The organism is Bradyrhizobium huanghuaihaiense, assembly GCF_007830635.1.
GTDB classification, from domain to species: domain Bacteria; phylum Pseudomonadota; class Alphaproteobacteria; order Rhizobiales; family Xanthobacteraceae; genus Bradyrhizobium; species Bradyrhizobium huanghuaihaiense.
Genome location: NZ_VLLA01000010.1, coordinates 168,043 through 186,268 on the forward strand (window position 1 = coordinate 168,043; position 18,226 = coordinate 186,268).

Here is an 18,226-nt window from a genome sequence, read left to right on the forward strand (position 1 = left end):
ATCAACCGGAGAGTGCCGCATGCGGTTCCTAAGGCGAGGGCCGAAACGAAAAGCGCCCCTTGGACGCAACATATCCGGCGCCGGGACGTTTGCCGACGAGGGAGCGTGGCGACAGATGGCTCGCGTACATATCGGAACTTCGGGCTGGCACTACGCCTCGTGGCGAGGCCCATTCTTTCCGAGCGATTTACCCCTGAAGCAGCAACTCAGCTATTACGCCGGTCAATTCCACACGACCGAGCTCAACGGCGTCTTCTATCGCACGCCGACGCCAGAAGCCGTCAGGACCTGGCGGTCTCAGGTCGACGGAGATTTCGTATTCGCGTGGAAAGCCTCCAAGTTCATCACGCACTGGAAACGGCTGTCCGACAACTCCAGGAACAGCCTAGCGCTGCTGGAGGATCGTGTCTCCTTGCTCGGTCCCGCGGCGGGGCCGATCCTGTTTCAACTTCCGCCTCAGTTCGAAGCAAACGCCGACCGCCTTGCCTCTTTCTTCAAGCTGCTCTCCACCAAGCGCCGCTACAGTTTCGAGTTTCGTCATCCGAGCTGGTATCAGCCTCGCATCCTGCGAATGCTGGCCGACGAGAACATCTCGCTTTGCCTGTCGGACCATCACGACGCACCGGCGCCGTGGCGACGGACAGCGGATTTCGTCTACGTACGTGGGCACGGGCCGAGCGGACGCTATTACGGCCACTACCGTCGGCCGGTGCTTGCCGAATGGGCCAAGCGTATCAAGTCATGGAAGCGCCAGGGCTGCGACGTCTATGTCTATTTCGACAACGACCAGAAGAGCGCGGCACCGAGCGATGCCCTGAAGCTTCGGTCGCTGCTATAGGTCGCGCGCAGGACTCCATTGCTATTCGCGCCAGAATTCCGCGAGCTCCTCGGCGGTCACCAGATCGACCTGACCATGGAAGCGGGTACGATACATCGTCATGAGCGCGTCATGGCCGACGTCGGATGAGCTGCACAGAGCGTCCTCCACGATCACGACCCTGAAGCCGAGATCGACCGCGCTCAAGACCGTCGACAGGACGCAAACGTCGGTTTCCGCGCCAGTGACGACCACCGTCCCGATTGCTTTTTCGATCAACGAGGTCGCCAGCGCCGGATTGCTGAACGCCGAATAGGCCGGCTTGTCGATTGCGCGAGCCGGCGGAACGTGGCGCGCCAAGGCCGGCACGAGGTCAAGCGCCGATGCCGGGAGATGGTTGCGGGTGGCCTGCTCCCAACGCTGGAAATAGCTGCGCCACTGGCCGGGACGGTCCTCCGGGTGTTGCGGCGTGATGAAGCGCGAAAACACGGTTCTCACCTCGTAGCGCGACACGATCGTAACGATCGTTGGCAGGACTCGCTCCATCCACGGCGTCTCCCAGAGACCGCCGGGCGCAAAGATGTTCTGCATGTCGATGCAGAGATGAACGGCGCCACGAATCTCCGCGACCTCCGACTTGCCATCCCTCATTATCTTCCACCGTTCGCCTGCATCACCCATACTCACGAGCCCGACCGGTCCGCTTGCAGCGCCCGCGCCAGGAGGTGCGGTGCGACGCGCAGACTAGTTTCCGGCCACTGCAGGCCTGCCCAAGAAACCTGAAACCAGAACGCTGGTTCCAAGACGCATCTGCGAGGAACAAGCAGGAGCCAGGCTTCTTAACCGGACAGAACGACGTCGGAGGTCAGCATGGGTGACACCACGATCAAGAAGGTTTCCGCCAGCCACTCCCCGGTGGGGGACATGGGACAAACGTACCTGGTCTCCGGAAAGCACGTTTCAATGCGCTTGTGGCAGAACGAGGCGCCGCAACAGGGCGCGACGACGCAGCGAGAATACGAGACCGTTGGCTACGTCATTGCGGGGCAGGCCGAACTCACGCTTGAAGGCCAAACGATCAATCTGAAATCCGGCGATTCCTGGCTCGTTCCTGCGCAGGCAAAGCACGCCTACCGGATTCAGAAGACCTTTACCGCGATTGAGGCGACGGCACCGCCGGCGCAGGTGCACGGGCGCGACGATTGAACGGCCGCGCCGATTGGCGCGAAGGTGGACCGGCCAAGCTGTCATTCCGCGGCGCTCCTTGCGCCGATCGTATAGCCTTGGATGTAGGACAGCAAAACCGGCCGCTTTCCCCGCTGAAAAGTACGTACCGCTGACCGCTCCATGAAACGAGCGTACCGCGACGTGGATGTCGTGCGGACGGTCTTCCCGGATCATCCACCGGCCTGATTAGGAACCCTCGCGTCAACACTGAATTGGTACCGCACAATTCGGAGGACTTCACATGGATGGGATCATTTATCTCGTTGGGTTGATCGTAATCATCATGTTCATCCTGTCTCTGTTCGGCTTGCGGTGATCATCATGGAAACGCTGGTGAGAGCCGAAGACGCGACGGTGCGCGAGCAAGGCCGATTGCAACCGTGGAGTCTGCAATGGACGCCTGTCATCGCCGGCGCCCTGGCAGCATCGGCGCTTTCGCTGATCCTGATCTCGTTTGCGGCCGCCCTCGGGCTTGGCGTCGCCTCGGCGGCTCCGACCTGGCGGGATACCTCGTTTGCGCTTTGGCTGCTCTCGGGCGTTTATCTGATCTTTCAGGCCCTCATCAGCTTCGGTTGCGGCGGCTATTTTGCCGGGCGTATCCGATCGCCCTATGCGTCCGTCAACGAGGACGTCGCAACCCGCGACGGGATGCATGGCGTTGCCTCCTGGGCGCTTGCCGTCGTGATCGGCGCCGTCCTGACCGCCTTGGTTGCATGGGCGGCCAGCAAGCCGTCCTCGTCGATGCAGACGTCTTCGGCTTCCGAACCATCGGTTCTCAGTTTCGAGCTCGATCGCCTGTTCCGCGCGCCGCGTCGGCCGCCGAACGTCGATCTGAGCGCCGAACGAGCCGAAGCCGCACGCATCCTGATGACGTCGTCCAGCCACAGCGGCGTTGCGACCGACGATCGTGCTTACCTCGTCCAGCAGGTCACCGCGCTGACCGGCCTGACCGGGCCGGATTCGGAGAAGCGGGTCGATGCGACGATTGCGAATGCCAAGCAAGCCATTTCCAGGGCGCGCGCGGCGAGCATAATCCTGGCTTTTTCGGCCGCTGCTGCGCTGCTGTTTGGAGCCGTTGCCGCCTGGGCTGGCGCCGCTGCGGGAGGACGGCACAGGGACGGCCGGCCACTTTCTGCCTGGATGATGCATTCGAACCGCTGGTCGAGCCGCCCGGCAGAGACGCCGCAATCCATGCCTTAGCGCGAATTGATAAAAAAGGGCGTCCCGGTAACGGGGCGCCCTCGTTCGTCAGAACACAACGACAGGCGACCGCAGTCAGCAGCCCTCGTCGGCAGCGATTGACTTGCTGGCATCGGCCGCGGTGGACTTGGTCGATTGCTCGGCAGCCGTCGGCTGGCTCTGCATCTGACGCTGGGCATCCTGCGACGAGGCCGCGGTCCCCTCGGTCGCTTTGTTCATGGCCGAGGTCGGCGGATGCTCCTTGGCATTCGATGAAGCAACTCCCGTCGTCTCACCGGCTTTCCCGGTTGTCACCGGCCCGGAGCCGGCATCGCGGCTGGCCGTATTGCACGGACCGCCGAGCGCGATGGTCGAACTGAGCGCGAGCAGAGCGCCCACCAACATTGACTTCTGAAACATGACAATCTCCTTCCTCGCTTTCACCGGCTAGTGCTTGGCGGAGCCGGGTTCCGCCATCTTGCGATGCGATCTCAACGTCGTCCCGCACCCCACGTTCCAGGCGCGGACGCGCGTCGCTATCGCTCATCCGGCTTCGCGGCTCGTGCCTGAAGTCGCTTCGCTGATTTCTGGCGAAGCTGGTCCATGCGGCATTGCGAAGGCTTCTTGTCCTGGCGCCAACGCAGGATCTTCGTGCCGTGGCGAAACCGGCCGCCGGACACATGGTCGTAGCAGACCTCGACGACGTGAACCGGCCGCACCGGCTGCCACTCGGCAGATCGCCTGGTCGACCATCGGCTGGGCCCGCCCGGCGCCTTGCCGGTAAAGCTGCTCTTGCTGACGATCTTCTCGAATTTCTCGGTGAGGCCCACTCTGTCGGACGCCTTGATCGCCGAAGTGAAGCCGACGTGATGCAGGCGGCCGGCGTCGTCGTACAGGCCAAGCAGCAACGAGCCGAGCACCTTCCGTTTGCCCTGCTTCTTCTCGCCATATCTGAAGCCTCCGACCACGCAATCGGCCGATCGCAGCAGCTTGATCTTCTGCATCCCGTCCCGCGTGCCGCTGCGGTAGGCAAGGTCCAGCCGCTTTGCCACGACGCCATCGTGGCCGTCCTCGACATGCTGGAGCCACCGCTTCGCCTCGGCAAAATCGCGGTTCGCCGGCGAAAGCTCGAACACCTCGTTGCCCCGGAAGTAGCGCCGCGCGAATTTTTCAAGCGCAAGCCGTCGTTTTGCCAGCGGCAGCGCTCCGACATCCACCTCCGCCGACCGCAGCAGGTCGAAGGCGATGAAGTGTGCTGGCGTTTCCCGGGCAAGACGCTTCACCCGGCTGGCTGCCGGATGGATGCGCTGAAGCAAGGCGTCGAACGAGTAGCCCTCCTCAAGCTGGATGATCAGCTCTCCGTCGAGCATGAAGGAGCCCGCAGTTATAGCCGATGCGGCGGAAGCGATCTCCGGAAAATAGCGGACGAGGTCGCGGCCGCCTTTCGACCGCATGCGAACGCTTCGGCCGTCGCGAATGAGCAGGCAACGGAAGCCGTCCCATTTCGGCTCGTATTGCCATTGCGCCCCGCGCGGAAGCTCGGTGACGGATTCGGCTTCCATCGGCTCCATGGTCAACACTCGCAAAACGCCTCGATCAGCGAGACGTTGTTCGTCCCCCGTTCAAACAGGTTTGGCTGGATGTACCGTGCGCGGATGACGATCGTGCAGCAGCCGCGCAAGCGCTTCCCGCTCCGAGGCATGCCCCTTCATCGCCGTCTCGAACAGCGCCTCCTGGACGTCGCGCGGCATATCACCCCATACGTCCATGGCGGCCTGGCCCAGCAGATAAGCAAAGCGTTCGTCGGCCATGTCGACCCTCCCTCTCGTGCCTGAGGATAGGAACTGCAGGCGCCAGCCCGCGTTCCAAACCCATCAAGCAAGTCGAGCGGCTCTAGAAGGTGGATTGTCTCGGGTCGCAAACGCCAGCGGTCTAAAGACCTGAATTGGCGGACCGTCCGTCATCGCGTGCTGAAAGGTACGGGCGCGGCAATGGTTAGCTTGACGCCGGCTGCGGCGCGTCGGCCAATTCGATTTAGCCAAGCGCCTGGCTTGCGAGCGCGTAGGTCACAGGTGTGTCTCCGGAGCGATCGTTCGGATCACGAAACTCTCCGCCCAGCGACATCGTCGTGACGGTGTCGAAAAAGACGAGGCCACACCGGGCCAGGAAGGAGCAGAACTCCCCGTCGGCCAGATGCGTGTCGATCCTCAGAAACTGTCCTTCGTGCACCGCGACATGCGGCGCGACGACCAGGATCGCATCCTCGTCGCTCGACGCGACGACGGGCCCCACGACGTGCCCTCGCCCAAACGGGCGGCACAATGCGAACGCTTCGAGACGACCTTGCCGATAGAGTCCGAACGCGGCGGATTGTCCGAGCAGCGCCGCAATCAAGTCGAGGCGCGAGGCGCCAAACGCCTGCGCATCCAGTTGAGCGATGGCCGGCAGGTCCTTCCGATCCAGCTCCCGCAGCTCGGCCCCTTCGGAAGGGCTCGGCACCTCACCGAACCGCTGCGCCTCGGCTTGCCGCTGGAACACCGTTCGTTCGCGACGAAAGCCGAGCGAGAGATAAAGCTTGCGCGCTGCACGCGTGGCATTGAGGCGGAGATTGCGTCCCTTGGCGGCGGACAGAATGCGCTTCATGAGCCATTGGGCTGTGCCAAGCGCCTGAAGACGGGGCGAGGTGATCACCATGCCGACGGTGGCAAAATCCGTCCCATGGGGAAACCACATCGCCGATCCCAGCACCCGCCCGATTTCATCATGAACGACGATGCCGTGGCCGGTGTCGCGCAGAAACTGCCAGTCCTCCGGGCGGTGCGGCCAGCCGACGCCGATCGAGAGGGTGTAAAGCTGGTCGAGCTCGACCGTGTCGATGTCAACCGCACGCGCATCGAATGCGTCGATCGTCAGCGAACGGGTCGTGCGGGACTTCATGTCTCCCCCTGATCGGCCTGACCTTGGTCGCGGTAGTGTGTTCCGAGTTCGCTCCAGGGCCGCTGTGGCGCTCAGCATAAACCGAACCCCGCCGCAGATTACGTTTCAGAACAGCCATCTGGCGAAACAATCCACCAAATCGCGCTTGCCTTCGGCACCGGATGGAACACCGCTCCGATAGCATAGTGCGATCGGGTGACCCCGCCATGCCCTGCGTGTCCAAAACCCCGGCGGACAGCGCCACTCGCGCGGTCATCGACAACATCAAGCGATATGAGGCGGCTCGACCGCGTCGGGCTGCTGGATCGGACTTGTGGTTACTGAGAGGAGCCCAACTTGCTGCTGAAACGGATTGATCCCAACCCGACGTTCGCCCCGGAGGAATCCGGCCCAATCCCGGAGCGGCTCATTGCCGGCGCGCCGCACTTCAAGACCTGGGCGCAGGACGAGGCCAAGGGTGAGCTGGTGCATACCGGCGTGTGGGAAGCGACGCCGGGCGAGACGCGCTCCATCAAGGGCGAGACCTTCGAATTCTGTCACATCCTCGCCGGCAGGATCGAGATCACGCCGGATGGCGGCGAGCCGATCACGTTCAAGGCCGGCGACAGCTTCGTCATGAAGCCCGGCTTTATCGGCGTTTGGAAGACCATCGAGACCGTCCGCAAGATCTACGTCACGGTGTCATGAGCCTGAGCTTCGATCCCGAGGAGCGCAGCGAAGCGATCAGCGCGGCCGTACTCTCCCGTCTCTCCTGAAACGACAAGGCACAACAGATGCAGAACCTGAGCGACCAGCAACTCTTCCGCCAGCAGGGCTTGATCGGCGGCCAATGGCAAGCGGCGCTTTCGCGCGCGACGATCGACGTGATCGACCCGGCGACGCAAACCGTTCTGGGGACCGTGCCGGATATGGGCCGGGACGACACACGCGCCGCCATTGCAGCGGCTGCGAAGGCTTACGCGACCTGGCGCGCGAAGACCAATGCCGAGCGCGCCGCGCTTCTGGAAGCCTGGCACGGCCTCATGATCGCGCATCTCGACGACCTCGCGCGCATCCTGACGCTGGAACAGGGCAAGCCGCTGGAGGAGGCCAAGGGCGAGATTCGCTACGGCGCCTCCTTCGTCAAATGGTTCGCAGAGGAAGCCCGGCGGATCGCTGGCACCACGATCCCCTCGCCCACACCGGACCGGCGCATCGTCGTGCTTAAGGAGCCGGTGGGCGTGTGTGCGATCATCACGCCCTGGAATTTCCCGAACGCGATGATCACCCGCAAGGTGGCTCCGGCGCTCGCGGCGGGATGCACCGTCGTGATCAAGCCATCGGACTTCACGCCCTATTCGGCGCTGGCTCTCGGCGTGCTGGCCGAGCGCGCCGGCATTCCCGCCGGTGTCATCAACATCGTCACCGGCCTGCCGACCGAGATCGGTGCCGAGCTCATGGCGAACGAGACGGTGCGCAAGATTTCGTTCACCGGCTCGACCCGCGTCGGCTCGCTGCTCATGCGCGGTGCCGCTGACAGCATCAAGCGCGTCAGCCTCGAGCTCGGCGGAAATGCGCCCTTCATCGTCTTCGACGATGCCGACCTCGACCTCGCGGTCGAGGGTGCAATCATGTCGAAATTCCGCAACGGCGGCCAGACCTGCGTCTGCGCCAACAGGATCCTCGTGCAGGCCGGCGTTTATGATGCCTTTGCGGACAAGCTCGTCGCCCGCGTCAAGTCCATGAAGGTGGGATCGGGCCTCGAGCCGGGCGTGGCGATCGGGCCGATGATCAACGAAGCGGCGATCAGCAAGATCAATCGCCATGTCGCCGACGCACTGTCGAAGGGCGCCCGTATTGCCGCCCAACCGGCGAGCCTGCCCAAGGGCCCGCAATTCACCGCGCCGATCGTCCTGACCGGGGCGACCACCGACATGGTGCTGGCGCACGAGGAGACATTTGGTCCCGTGGCGCCTCTGTTCCGCTTCGAGACCGACGAGGAGGCGATCGCCATCGCAAATGCGACGCCCTTCGGCCTCGCCGCCTATTTCTATACGCGCGATCTGAAGCGGTCCTGGCGCGTTGCGGAGGCGCTCGAGGCCGGCATGGTCGGCCTCAACACCGGCATGGTGTCGACCGAGGTCGCCCCGTTCGGCGGCATCAAGCAATCCGGCCTGGGACGCGAAGGAGCACAGATCGGAATCGAGGAATACCTCGCGACCAAGGCCTTCCACATTGGTGGGCTGGGCTAGGCGGCAGCGGGCGAAAGGCGTAGCCCTTTCGCCCTACTGCACGCGATCAAGCATCTTGTAGTACAATCCCACCAGCGGCAGGAACCACGGCTTGCCGAAGTGACCGGGCACCGCGGGCCAGTCGAGGCCCTTCATCGGATTTCGGTCTTCGCGTCCGAGCATCGCATCGGCGATGATCATGCCGAGATGGGTCGACAGTTGCGCGCCGTGACCTGCATAACCCATCGCATACCACAGCCCGTCCTGATGGCCGGCGCGCGGGAAGCGGTCACTGGTCATGTCGACGAGCCCACCCCAGCAATAGTCGATCTCGATGCCGGCGAGCTGCGGGAAGGTTCGCGTGAGACCGTCGACGAGAACGGCGCCGCTCTTTGCGTCGGAGCGCTGGTCCGACGTCGCCGAGAAGCGCGCCCGTCCGCCGAAGATCAGACGGTTGTCGGGGGCGAGGCGGAAATAGTTGCCGACATTCATCGACGTGACGCACGTGCGATTGCCGGGCATGGTGGCCGCAATTTCGGCCGCGTCCAGCGGACGGGTCGCGACGATGAAGCTGCCGACGGCGACGAGGCGCCGCCGGAAGTAGCCGAAATTCGGCGTCGTGTAGGCGCCTGTCGCCAGCAGCACCTGATCGGCGGTGACGCTGCCGCGAGGTGTGGTCAGGCGATGGCGCGATCCCTCGCGCACCTGCGCGGTGACTGGCGCCTGCTCGAAGACGATCGCGCCGCGGCGCTTGGCGGCTTCGGCCAGCCCGATGCCATAGCGTCCCATATGCATCATCGCGCTCTTCTTCGAGAGCATCGCGCCAAAGAAGGGCGAGCCGATTTCGGCGCCGAGATCCCCCGCAGACAGCAATGCGGTGTCCGGATCGACCTCGCGATGAACCGCTTCGAAATTGCGCGCGATGGCGTCGAGATGCTTCGGCTTGGAGGCGAGCTTCAGCTTGCCTGCGCGGCGAAAATCGCATGCAATGCCCTCCTCCGCGATCAGCGCCTCGAGCGTGTCGATCGAAGCATCGAGCGCGTGGTAGAGCGCGACGGCTCGCTCCTTGCCCAATTCCGCCTTGGCGGCGAGATAGCTGTGGGCGAGACCGTTGTTAAGATGCCCGCCGTTCCGGCCCGATGCGCCGCCGATCACCCGGTCCGCCTCGAGCACGACAACCTTCGTTCCCGCCTTGGCGAGCTGGCGCGCGGCTCCGAGACCCGTGAAGCCACCGCCGATCACCGCGACGTCATAATGCCCTCCGACGGGACCTTCGGCGCCGCCGGAAAAGCGCGGTGCGGTATCGTGCCAGTAGGAGACGTATTTCACCGCAGATCCCGCCGGCTCAGAGTCCGAACACGCCGGGCAGGCCGCCGATATCCTTGATCTCGACGTAGCCGTAATAGGGATTGGCAGGCTCATGCCCCCGATTGACCCAGACCTTGTTCTTGATGCCGAGGTCGTGCGCGGTCATCAGGTCGTAGCGGAAGGACGAGGAGCAGTGCACGACGTCCTCAGGCCCGCAACCCAGCGTGTCGAACATGAATTCGAAGCCCTTCATGCGAGGCTTGTAGGACCGGGCCTGTTCGGCGGTGAGCGCGGCGTGAAAAGGCGCCCCGAGCTTGGCAACGTTGGACGGAAGCTGCGCATTCATGGCGTTGGAGAGAATGACGAGCGGAATCTCCTTGGCGACCCTGGCAAGGCCGGCAGGAACGTCGGGATGCGGTCCCCAGCTCGGCACGCGGTCATAGACCATCTGCCCGTGCTCGGACTTGAAGGCGACGCCGTTGCGCTTGCATGCACGCTCCAGCGCGTTATGGATCACGTCGGCATAGGGCTTCCAGTCGCCGAGAATTTCGTCGAGCCGATATGCCGCGAAATCGCGCACGAGCGCGGTCATTTGCGCTTCAGGAAGGTGCGCGCGATAGAGATCCTGCGCCGCTTCCGCCATCTGGAAGTTCGTCAGCGTGCCGTAGCAGTCGAAGGTCACGTATTTCGGGCGAAACTGGCTCATCATCCTATCCTGGTGCGCTCGCGCTCAGGGCTGCAACCATAGAACGTCAACGCGGCATAAGATGCGGCTTTTTCGCCGGCTGCGGTGGAAGATATCGTTCGCGCCGGGCCCTTCAGACGATCTGCACGTCGCCGAGATAAGAAACTGGTGCCGGACAGGAACACGAGTCAATGACCCAGAGCACCATATCGCTCACGGCCTTTCGCCCCGACCATCTCGAGGGCGCCTTACGTCTTTCGCGCCAAGCCGGATGGCCGCACCGCCTCGAGGACTGGCAACTGGCGCTCGACCTCAGCGCGGGGGTCGTCGCCCTGGATACGGATGCTTCGACCGTTGTCGGAACGATCCTGATGACGCCCTACAAACGGGACGTCGCGACCGTCAACATGGTCATCGTCGATGAATCCGCCCGCGGCCGCGGATTGGGACGCCGGCTCATGGAAGCCATCATTGAGCAGGCGGGATTGCGTGTGCTGAGGCTGGTTGCGACCGGCGAAGGCCTGCCGCTCTATCAAAAGCTCGGCTTTCACAGGACCGGAACGATCATCCAGCACCAGGGAACGGCCTTGCCGGTCGCCGCGCCCGCCAATGTCCGGCCGGCCGGGTCGCACGACGTCTTCGACGTCCTCGAGCTCGACCGAAGCGCGTTCGGCGCCGACCGCAGATGTCTGCTGCGGACGCTCGCGGAGGTCGGCCAACTCGCCGTGCTCGATCATGGCCGCGGGATCACCGGATTTGCGGCGTCGCGCGCCTTCGGCAGGGGTGAAGTGATCGGACCTGTGGTTGCAGCGAATGTCGATGACGGAAAAGCCCTGCTCAGCTTCTTCATGGCCCGAAGCGAAGGGCGTTTCGTTCGCGTCGATACTGCCGAAGCCTCGCAATTGAGCGCCTGGCTCTCGGAGCAAGGGCTGGTCCAGGTGGGCGACGGCATCGCCATGCAGCGCCCCGTCGCGGTTCAGTCCAGTCCCTCCACATCCACGACATTCACGACATTCGCCCTCGCCAGCCAGGCTTTTGGATAGACGGAGACTTTGATGCTGAGCAATTCGCTCGTCGAGCTCGACCGGGCTCACCTCATCCACCCGGTCGCATCCTACCGGGGTCACGAAGCGGCCGGCGTCAAGGTTCTCACGTCGGCCAGGGGAGCGACCGTGACGGATGCTTCCGGACATCAGTTGATCGACGGCTTCGCCGGACTCTGGTGCGTCAATGCCGGCTACGGGCACGAGAGCATCGTTGCGGCCGCTGCCAGCCAGATGCGGGAGCTTCCCTACGCGACGGGCTATTTCAGCCTTGGCTCAGAGCCCGCGATCCGCCTTGCTGCCGAGTTGGCGCAGCGCGCGCCCGGCGACCTCAACCATGTCTATTTCACGCTCGGCGGTTCGGACGCCGTCGACAGCACGGTCCGCTTCGTCCGCTATTACTGGCACGCCCGGCGCGAGCCGCTGCGCGAGCATTTCATCTCGGTGGAACAGGGCTATCACGGGTCTTCGACCGTCGGCGCCGGGCTGACGGCCCTGCCCGCCTTCCATGCCGGCTTCGGCGTGCCGCTGAGCTGGCAGCACAGGATCCCCTCGCACTATGTCTATCGCAATCCGGCCGGCGCGGATGATGACGCCATCATCGCAGCCTCGCTCGCCGCGCTCGACGCGAAGATCGAGGAGATCGGCGGCGCGCAACGCGTCGCCGCGTTCTATGCCGAACCGATCCAGGGCTCAGGTGGCGTGCTCGTACCACCAAAGGGCTGGATGAAGGCCATGCGCGCGCGGTGCAAGGCGCATGGCATCCTCTTCGTCGCAGATGAAGTCATCACGGGGTTCGGCAGAACCGGGCCGCTGTTCGCATGCAGCGAGGACGACATCATCCCCGATCTCATGACGGTCGCCAAGGGATTGACCTCGGGATACGTCCCTATGGGCGCGGTCTTCATGTCGGATCACGTCTACGACGCGATTGCCGATGCCGCAGGCTCCAGCGCCGTCGGCCACGGTTACACCTACTCCGCCCATCCAGTCAGCGCCGCGGTCGCCCTGGAAGTGTTGCGCCTCTACGAAAACGGCCTGCTCGAGAATGGCGCGAGAGCGGGTGCGCGTCTGATCGCTGGGCTTCAATCGCTCAGGGATCATCCCCTGGTTGGAGACGTGCGCGGCCGCGGCATGCTGGCCGCCGTCGAACTCGTCACCGACAAGCAACGCAAGACGCCGCTTCCTGCCGCGGCCGAGCCGGCGAAGCGCATCTTCGACCGCGCCTGGAAGAACGGCCTCGTCATCCGGGCTTTCCCCACCGGCGTACTGGGTTACGCCCCGCCGCTCTGCTGCTCCGAGTCCGAGATCGACGCCATCATCGAGCGCACCGCCAGGACACTGGACGATACGCTGGCTGATGCCGAAGTTCGCGCCGCACTGCGATAATAATAGGCACGCACAACGAGCGGGCTGGAGGCAGGTCCGAAACACTGGAAACAGAGACATCTTCGCAATTTTGTGCCGCGGCTCGCGGGTTTTTCGGCCAAAGCCGCCGAACTATCCTGCGAGACTTTGATCGCAGGAAAGAAGTGCAGTTCTGAGTGGAGACAGGGCACCGTCGTTACGACGGACCACGCCGGCATCCACCACAACGGCGCGGCAGAACAATCTGCCGCTCACCGCAGTACGGGTCGTAGCCTTAGCCAGCGAGGGGATTGACATGAGCGACACGACGAACTGGTCCTGTTCAGACGATGCCACGATCGAGAACGCCATTCGGCGCGGGGCTTCGCGCCGCGATCTTCTGAAGCTGATGCTCGCCAATGGCGTGGCCATGGCGGCAGCCGGCACGATCTTCGGCCGCGCGTCGGAAGCGGTGGCGGCGACACCCGTGAAAGGCGGCGCCCTGAAAGCCGCGGCCTGGTCCTCCTCGACCGCCGACACGCTGGACCCGGCCAAGGCCTCGCTCTCGACCGACTATGTTCGCTGCTGCTCCTTCTACAATCGCCTGACATTTCTCGACCAGACCGGCGTGCCCCAGATGGAGCTCGCCGAATCGATCGAGAGCGGCGATGCCAAGACCTGGACGATCAAGCTCAAGAAGGGCGTCACCTTCCACAACGGCAAGGAGCTGAGCGCCGACGACGTCATCTTCTCGCTGAAGCGCCATCTGGACAAGGCGACCGGATCGAAGGTCGCTGCGATCGCGTCCCAGATGACCGGCTTCAAGGCCGTCGACAAGAGCACCCTCGAGGTGACGCTGGCGAATCCCAACGCAGACCTGCCGACGATCCTGTCCATGCATCACTTCATGATCGTGGCCGACGGCACCACCGACTTCTCCTCGGGCAACGGCACCGGCGCCTTCACGTGCAAGCAGTTCACCCCCGGCGAACGCTCGATCGGCGCGCGGAATCCGAACTACTTCAAGGGAGGGCCGAATGTCGATTCATTCGAGTTCTTCGCGATTCCGGACGAAAACGCGCGGATCAATGCCCTGTTGTCCGGGGACATCCATCTCGCCGCCTCGATCAACCCACGATCGGTGCGCCTCCTCGACGGCAAGGATGGCCTTGCGCTGTCGACGACCACGTCGGGCACCTACACCGACCTGAACATCCGCATGGACATGGCGCCCGGCAACGTCAGCGATTTCGTGGAGGGCATGAAATACCTCGTCAACCGCGAGCAGATCGTCAAATCGGCTCTGCGCGGCTTCGGCGTCGTCGGCAACGACCAACCCGTCTCGCCCGCCAACGCCTACCACAATGCGGCCCTCAAGCCGAAATCGTTCGATTCGGACAAGGCAAAATTCCATTTCCAGAAGGCCGGCGTGCTGGGTCAGACCATCGAGGTCATCGCTTCCGAGGCTGCCGGTTCGTCGATCGACATGGCCATGATCGTCCAGGCAAGCGCCGCCCAGATCGGCATGAAGCTCGATGTGAAGCGCGTGCCCTCCGATGGTTACTGGAGCAATTACTGGCTGAAGGCGCCGATCCATTTCGGCAATATCAACCCGCGTCCGACACCCGACATCCTGTTCTCCCTCCTCTACAAGTCGGATGCGGCGTGGAACGAGAGCCGCTTCGTCTCGGAGAAATTCGACAAGATGCTGGTCGAGGCCCGCGGCTCGCTCGATCAGGCCAAGCGGCGCGAGATGTACAATGAAATGCAGGTCCTGGTGTCGGAACAAGCCGGCACCATCATCCCGGCCTATATCTCCAACGTGGACGCCATCACCGCCAAGCTGAAGGGACTGCAGCCCAACCCGCTCGGCGGCATGATGGGATACGCCTTCGCCGAATATGTCTGGCTGACCGCCTGACCGGCGCCAGGCGAAGTCACGCCTCGGGATCCCGAGATCGGAACCCGAGCTGAATGAAATGACGGGGCGGGGCGTGGAGGACGAATGTGAGAGGACAAGTTTCTTCGCTTGTGGTGAGGCGGCTACTCATCGCCTTGATCACGCTCGTGATCGTTTCCTTCGCCGTCTTCTTTGCGACCGCGCTCCTGCCCGGCGACACTGCCACCATCCTGCTCGGGCAATCCGCGACACCTGAAGCCGTCGAGGGCCTGCGCAAGGCCATGCATCTCGACGATCCCGCCATCATCCGCTTCCTGAGATGGATCGCCGGCCTCTTCCAGGGCGATTTCGGCAAGTCTTATGCAAACAATGCCCCGGTCGCTACTCTGATCAGCGGACGGTTCGTCAACACGATGAAGCTGGCTGGACTGACTGCCGCGATCGCAGTCCCTCTTGCGCTGACGCTCGGCATCACCGCTGCGATGTGGCGCGGCACGCTGTACGACCGCATCGTGACCGTCGGAACCATCGGCATCATCTCGGTGCCGGAGTTCATGATCGCAACGCTGGCTGTGCTGCTCTTCGCGGTCTACCTCAAATGGCTGCCGGCGCTTTCTCTCACCAACGAGGTCAAGTCGTTCCATGACCTGGTGCGGATCTACGCGATGCCGGTCATGACACTCACGTTCGGCGTTTCCGCGCAGATGATCCGCATGACGCGCGCCGCCGTGGTCGAAACATTGAACACACCCTATGTCGAGATGGCGCTGCTCAAGGGCGCCTCGCGTCCCCGGCTCGTGCTGCGACATGCCCTGCCGAATGCGCTCGGCCCCATCGTCAATGCAGTCGCGCTCTCGCTGTCGTACCTGCTCGGCGGCGTCATCATCGTGGAGACCATCTTCAACTATCCCGGCGTGGCTAAGCTGATGGTCGATGCCGTTTCGACCCGTGACCTGCCACTGATCCAGACCTGCGCGATGATCTTCTGCCTGGGTTATCTGGCACTGATCACGGCCGCCGACATCATTGCCGTCGTGTCCAATCCGAGGCTCCGATGACGAATCCGACCTCGTCAGGCCGGCTCAACATGCGCTTGGGCTATCGCTTCAATCTCGTGGGCGTGTCGGCCCTTGGCATCATCCTCCTCTGGGCCGGCGTCGCCCTGTTCGCTCCGCAGATCATCCCGCATTCCGTGGGCGAGATCGTCGACGCCGACTATTTTGGCCCCATGAGCCGGGACCTGTGGTTCGGCTCCGATTATCTCGGCCGGGATATCTTCTCGCGCATCCTGATGGGCGCGCGCTATACGCTTGGCATCTCGCTTGCGGCCGTCTCCATTGCCTGCTTCAGCGGCGTCGCGCTCGGCATGACTGCGGCAGTCGCCGGAGGTTGGTGCGACAGCCTGCTGAGCCGGTTTCTCGATGCGCTCAACTCTATTCCCAGCAAGCTGTTCGGCCTCGTCGTGGTCGCCGCGGTCGGCTCGTCGATCCCGGCACTCATTGCGACGCTCTCGGTGATCTATACGCCCGGCGCCTATCGCTTCGCTCGCGCCCTCGCCGTCAACGTCAATACAATGGACTTCATGGTGGTCGCCCGTATCAGAGGCGAACGCCTGCCCTATCTCATCGCCTCCGAGATTCTTCCAAACATTCTCGGCCCCGTGCTCGCCGATCTCGGCCTGCGCTTCGTCTTCATCGTGCTGCTGCTCTCCGGCCTGTCGTTTCTCGGGCTCGGCGTGCAACCGCCCTACGCGGACTGGGGTGCACTGGTTCGCGAGAACATCGGCGGGCTGCCCTTTGGCGCGCCGGCGGTGATCTTCCCGTCGCTCGCGATCGCAAGTCTCACCATCAGCGTCAACCTTCTGATCGATAACCTGCCGCGCAGGATCCGCGACCGGAGCGCCGAATGACGGGAAACCTCGTCGAGATCCGCAATCTCAGGGTTGAAGCAACGACCGACGCCGGCAGGCGGGTCGAGATCATCAAGGGCGTCAGCCTCGACATTGCCGAAGGCGAGATCGTCGCCCTCATCGGCGAGAGCGGCTCGGGCAAGACCACGATTGCCATGACGCTGATGGGCTACGCGCGGCAGGGCTGCGCGATCACCGGCGGCGAGGTGCGGGTGGGCGGCGTCGACATGGTGAAGCTTTCGGAAGCGGAACGCGCCGGCATTCGCGGGACGGGCGTCGCCTATGTGCCACAGAGCGCTGCGGCCGCCTTCAACCCTGCGCTCACCATCATGGACCAGGTCATCGAGGTGGCGCGGATTCACAGGCTCATGTCGGCCACTGAGGCGCAGGCGAAAGCCCTCTTGCTCTTCAAGGCCCTGTCGCTGCCGCACCCCGAAACGATCGGCAACCGCTACCCGCACCAGGTCTCCGGCGGTCAGCTGCAGCGCCTTGCCGCCGCGATGGCCCTGATCGGCCAGCCGAAGGTGGTCATCTTCGATGAGCCCACCACGGCGCTCGATGTCACGACGCAGGTCGAGGTGCTGCGGGCCTTCAAGTCCGTCACGGCGCAGCACAACATCGCCGGCGTCTACGTCTCGCATGATCTGGCCGTGGTCGCCCAGATCGCCGACAGGATCGTCGTGCTCAAGGACGGTACGGTCCAGGAAATGGGAGCGACCAACGATATCCTCGAGGGGGGCCAGCACCCCTACACCAGGGAGCTGCTGGCCGCGTTCAGGCCAAAGGCCCAGCAACGGGAGCCTGACGGCAAGAGCGCGACGAAGCGCCCGTTGCTGGAGGTCGACAATCTCACGGTCGGCTACGGACCTCGCTCGCGCGACGGACAGCCGCTGATCAAGGCCGTGCAGGCGGTCAGCCTCAAGCTGGATCAGGGCCGGAATCTCGGCATCATCGGCGAATCCGGCTGCGGCAAGTCGACGCTTGCCCGGGCGATTGCCGGCATCCTGCCGGCCCATGCGGGCGACATCGTCTTCAACGGGCGCGAATTGGGAAAGGCCGGCCGCAACCGCACCCGCAACGAGCTCCGCGAGATCCAGATCGTGTTCCAGCACGCGGACACCGCGCTCAACCCGGCAAAGTCGGTGGAAGACATCCTGAGGCGTCCCCTCGCCTTCTACCACGGCATGAGAGGCAAGACGCGCGATGCGCGCGTCAACGATCTGCTCGATCTGGTTCGGCTGCCCAAATCCGTGCGGCATCGATTGCCGGGAGAGCTGTCAGGCGGCCAGAAACAGCGCGTGAACTTTGCCCGGGCACTCGCTGCCGAGCCGACGCTCATCCTGTGCGACGAGATCACGTCGGCCCTCGACACGGTCGTGGCGGCCGCGGTGGTCGAGCTGCTGAAGGAGTTGCAGCGCGAACTCGGCATCTCCTACATCTTCATCAGCCATGACCTGTCGGTGGTCGAGGCGATCTGCGACGAAATCATCGTGATGTATCGCGGTCAGAAGGTCGAACAGATCGCGTCAACCCGTCTGGCAGCACCGGAGCACCCTTATACGCGGCTGCTGTTCTCTTCGGTGCCCAAGCTCGATACCCGCTGGCTCGACAATCTGGAACGGGATGCCGAACAGGTCCGGGCCTATGGCCATCCGTAGGCGCAG

The 18,226-nt window shown here is 63.8% G+C and carries 18 protein-coding genes; 11 read left to right on the plus strand and 7 right to left on the minus strand.

Features of this window, described 5'->3' with window-relative positions; all coding sequences use genetic code 11:
• Positions 1 to 115 precede the first annotated feature (115 nt).
• Positions 116 to 838 carry a DUF72 domain-containing protein gene (locus IQ16_RS21340; protein ID WP_026311926.1) on the plus strand — a complete coding sequence of 241 codons (723 nt, stop codon included), beginning with the start codon at positions 116 to 118 and terminating at the stop codon, positions 836 to 838.
• A gap of 21 nt (positions 839 to 859) precedes the next feature.
• Here the strand turns inward: IQ16_RS21340 and IQ16_RS21345 are convergent, their stop codons facing one another.
• The gene (locus IQ16_RS21345) at positions 860 to 1,468 is read right to left on the minus strand and encodes a cysteine hydrolase family protein (RefSeq protein WP_018642584.1); all 609 of its coding nucleotides are present in this window, start codon (positions 1,466 to 1,468) and stop codon (positions 860 to 862) included.
• A gap of 219 nt (positions 1,469 to 1,687) precedes the next feature.
• Between IQ16_RS21345 and IQ16_RS21350 the strand changes: the two genes are divergently transcribed.
• A complete protein-coding gene (locus IQ16_RS21350) occupies positions 1,688 to 2,023 on the plus strand; it encodes a cupin domain-containing protein (RefSeq protein ID WP_026311925.1) in 336 nt (111 codons plus the stop codon).
• A gap of 342 nt (positions 2,024 to 2,365) precedes the next feature.
• Positions 2,366 to 3,244 carry a hypothetical protein gene (locus tag IQ16_RS21355; RefSeq protein ID WP_051122970.1) on the plus strand — a complete coding sequence of 293 codons (879 nt, stop codon included), beginning with the start codon at positions 2,366 to 2,368 and terminating at the stop codon, positions 3,242 to 3,244.
• Between the two features lie 75 nt (positions 3,245 to 3,319).
• Here IQ16_RS21355 and IQ16_RS21360 read toward each other — a convergent pair whose 3' ends face one another.
• The 4 genes from IQ16_RS21360 to IQ16_RS21375 all read right to left on the minus strand — a co-directional run bounded on the left by IQ16_RS21360 (position 3,320) and on the right by IQ16_RS21375 (position 6,160).
• Positions 3,320 to 3,643 carry a hypothetical protein gene (locus IQ16_RS21360; protein WP_018642581.1) on the minus strand — a complete coding sequence of 108 codons (324 nt, stop codon included), beginning with the start codon at positions 3,641 to 3,643 and terminating at the stop codon, positions 3,320 to 3,322.
• Between the two features lie 116 nt (positions 3,644 to 3,759).
• Positions 3,760 to 4,785 (minus strand): ATP-dependent DNA ligase, encoded by a 1,026-nt coding sequence (locus IQ16_RS21365; protein WP_026311924.1) that lies wholly within the window; start codon positions 4,783 to 4,785, stop codon positions 3,760 to 3,762.
• A gap of 60 nt (positions 4,786 to 4,845) precedes the next feature.
• Positions 4,846 to 5,034 carry a hypothetical protein gene (locus tag IQ16_RS21370; RefSeq protein ID WP_018642579.1) on the minus strand — a complete coding sequence of 63 codons (189 nt, stop codon included), beginning with the start codon at positions 5,032 to 5,034 and terminating at the stop codon, positions 4,846 to 4,848.
• Between the two features lie 223 nt (positions 5,035 to 5,257).
• Complete coding sequence (locus IQ16_RS21375; protein ID WP_018642578.1) at positions 5,258 to 6,160, minus strand: GNAT family N-acetyltransferase; 903 nt, start codon at positions 6,158 to 6,160, stop codon at positions 5,258 to 5,260.
• A 336-nt stretch (positions 6,161 to 6,496) separates the two neighbouring features.
• Here IQ16_RS21375 and IQ16_RS21380 point away from each other — a divergent pair, with 336 nt between their 5' ends.
• Both IQ16_RS21380 and IQ16_RS21385 read left to right on the plus strand, forming a co-directional pair.
• The gene (locus IQ16_RS21380; protein WP_018642577.1) at positions 6,497 to 6,847 is read left to right on the plus strand and encodes a cupin domain-containing protein; all 351 of its coding nucleotides are present in this window, start codon (positions 6,497 to 6,499) and stop codon (positions 6,845 to 6,847) included.
• Between the two features lie 86 nt (positions 6,848 to 6,933).
• Entirely contained in the window at positions 6,934 to 8,391 is a 1,458-nt protein-coding gene (locus IQ16_RS21385; RefSeq protein ID WP_018642576.1) for an NAD-dependent succinate-semialdehyde dehydrogenase, read from the plus strand.
• 33 nt (positions 8,392 to 8,424) lie between these two features.
• On the opposite strand, the gene IQ16_RS21390 is transcribed toward IQ16_RS21385, so the two are convergent.
• Both IQ16_RS21390 and IQ16_RS21395 read right to left on the minus strand, forming a co-directional pair.
• Complete coding sequence (locus IQ16_RS21390) at positions 8,425 to 9,699, minus strand: NAD(P)/FAD-dependent oxidoreductase (RefSeq protein WP_018642575.1); 1,275 nt, start codon at positions 9,697 to 9,699, stop codon at positions 8,425 to 8,427.
• Between the two features lie 16 nt (positions 9,700 to 9,715).
• The gene (locus IQ16_RS21395) at positions 9,716 to 10,384 is read right to left on the minus strand and encodes a haloacid dehalogenase type II (RefSeq protein WP_026311923.1); all 669 of its coding nucleotides are present in this window, start codon (positions 10,382 to 10,384) and stop codon (positions 9,716 to 9,718) included.
• A gap of 170 nt (positions 10,385 to 10,554) precedes the next feature.
• On the opposite strand from IQ16_RS21395, the gene IQ16_RS21400 reads away from it, so the two are divergent.
• The 6 genes from IQ16_RS21400 (at position 10,555) to IQ16_RS21425 (ending at position 18,220) form a co-directional block, all read left to right on the plus strand.
• Positions 10,555 to 11,406 (plus strand): GNAT family N-acetyltransferase, encoded by an 852-nt coding sequence (locus IQ16_RS21400; protein ID WP_018642573.1) that lies wholly within the window; start codon positions 10,555 to 10,557, stop codon positions 11,404 to 11,406.
• A gap of 12 nt (positions 11,407 to 11,418) precedes the next feature.
• Complete coding sequence (locus IQ16_RS21405; protein WP_018642572.1) at positions 11,419 to 12,795, plus strand: aspartate aminotransferase family protein; 1,377 nt, start codon at positions 11,419 to 11,421, stop codon at positions 12,793 to 12,795.
• Between the two features lie 274 nt (positions 12,796 to 13,069).
• Positions 13,070 to 14,674 carry an ABC transporter substrate-binding protein gene (locus tag IQ16_RS21410; RefSeq protein ID WP_018642571.1) on the plus strand — a complete coding sequence of 535 codons (1,605 nt, stop codon included), beginning with the start codon at positions 13,070 to 13,072 and terminating at the stop codon, positions 14,672 to 14,674.
• 86 nt (positions 14,675 to 14,760) lie between these two features.
• Positions 14,761 to 15,711 carry an ABC transporter permease gene (locus IQ16_RS21415; RefSeq protein WP_026311922.1) on the plus strand — a complete coding sequence of 317 codons (951 nt, stop codon included), beginning with the start codon at positions 14,761 to 14,763 and terminating at the stop codon, positions 15,709 to 15,711.
• On the plus strand, positions 15,708 to 16,562 hold the full coding sequence (locus IQ16_RS21420) for an ABC transporter permease (protein ID WP_018642569.1): 855 nt from the start codon (positions 15,708 to 15,710) through the stop codon (positions 16,560 to 16,562). The genes IQ16_RS21415 and IQ16_RS21420 overlap by 4 nt, the downstream gene beginning before the upstream one ends.
• Positions 16,559 to 18,220, plus strand: a complete 1,662-nt coding sequence (locus IQ16_RS21425) for an ABC transporter ATP-binding protein (protein ID WP_018642568.1) — start codon at positions 16,559 to 16,561, stop codon at positions 18,218 to 18,220. Before IQ16_RS21420 ends, IQ16_RS21425 begins: the two co-directional genes overlap by 4 nt.
• The last annotated feature ends 6 nt before the right edge of the window (positions 18,221 to 18,226 follow it).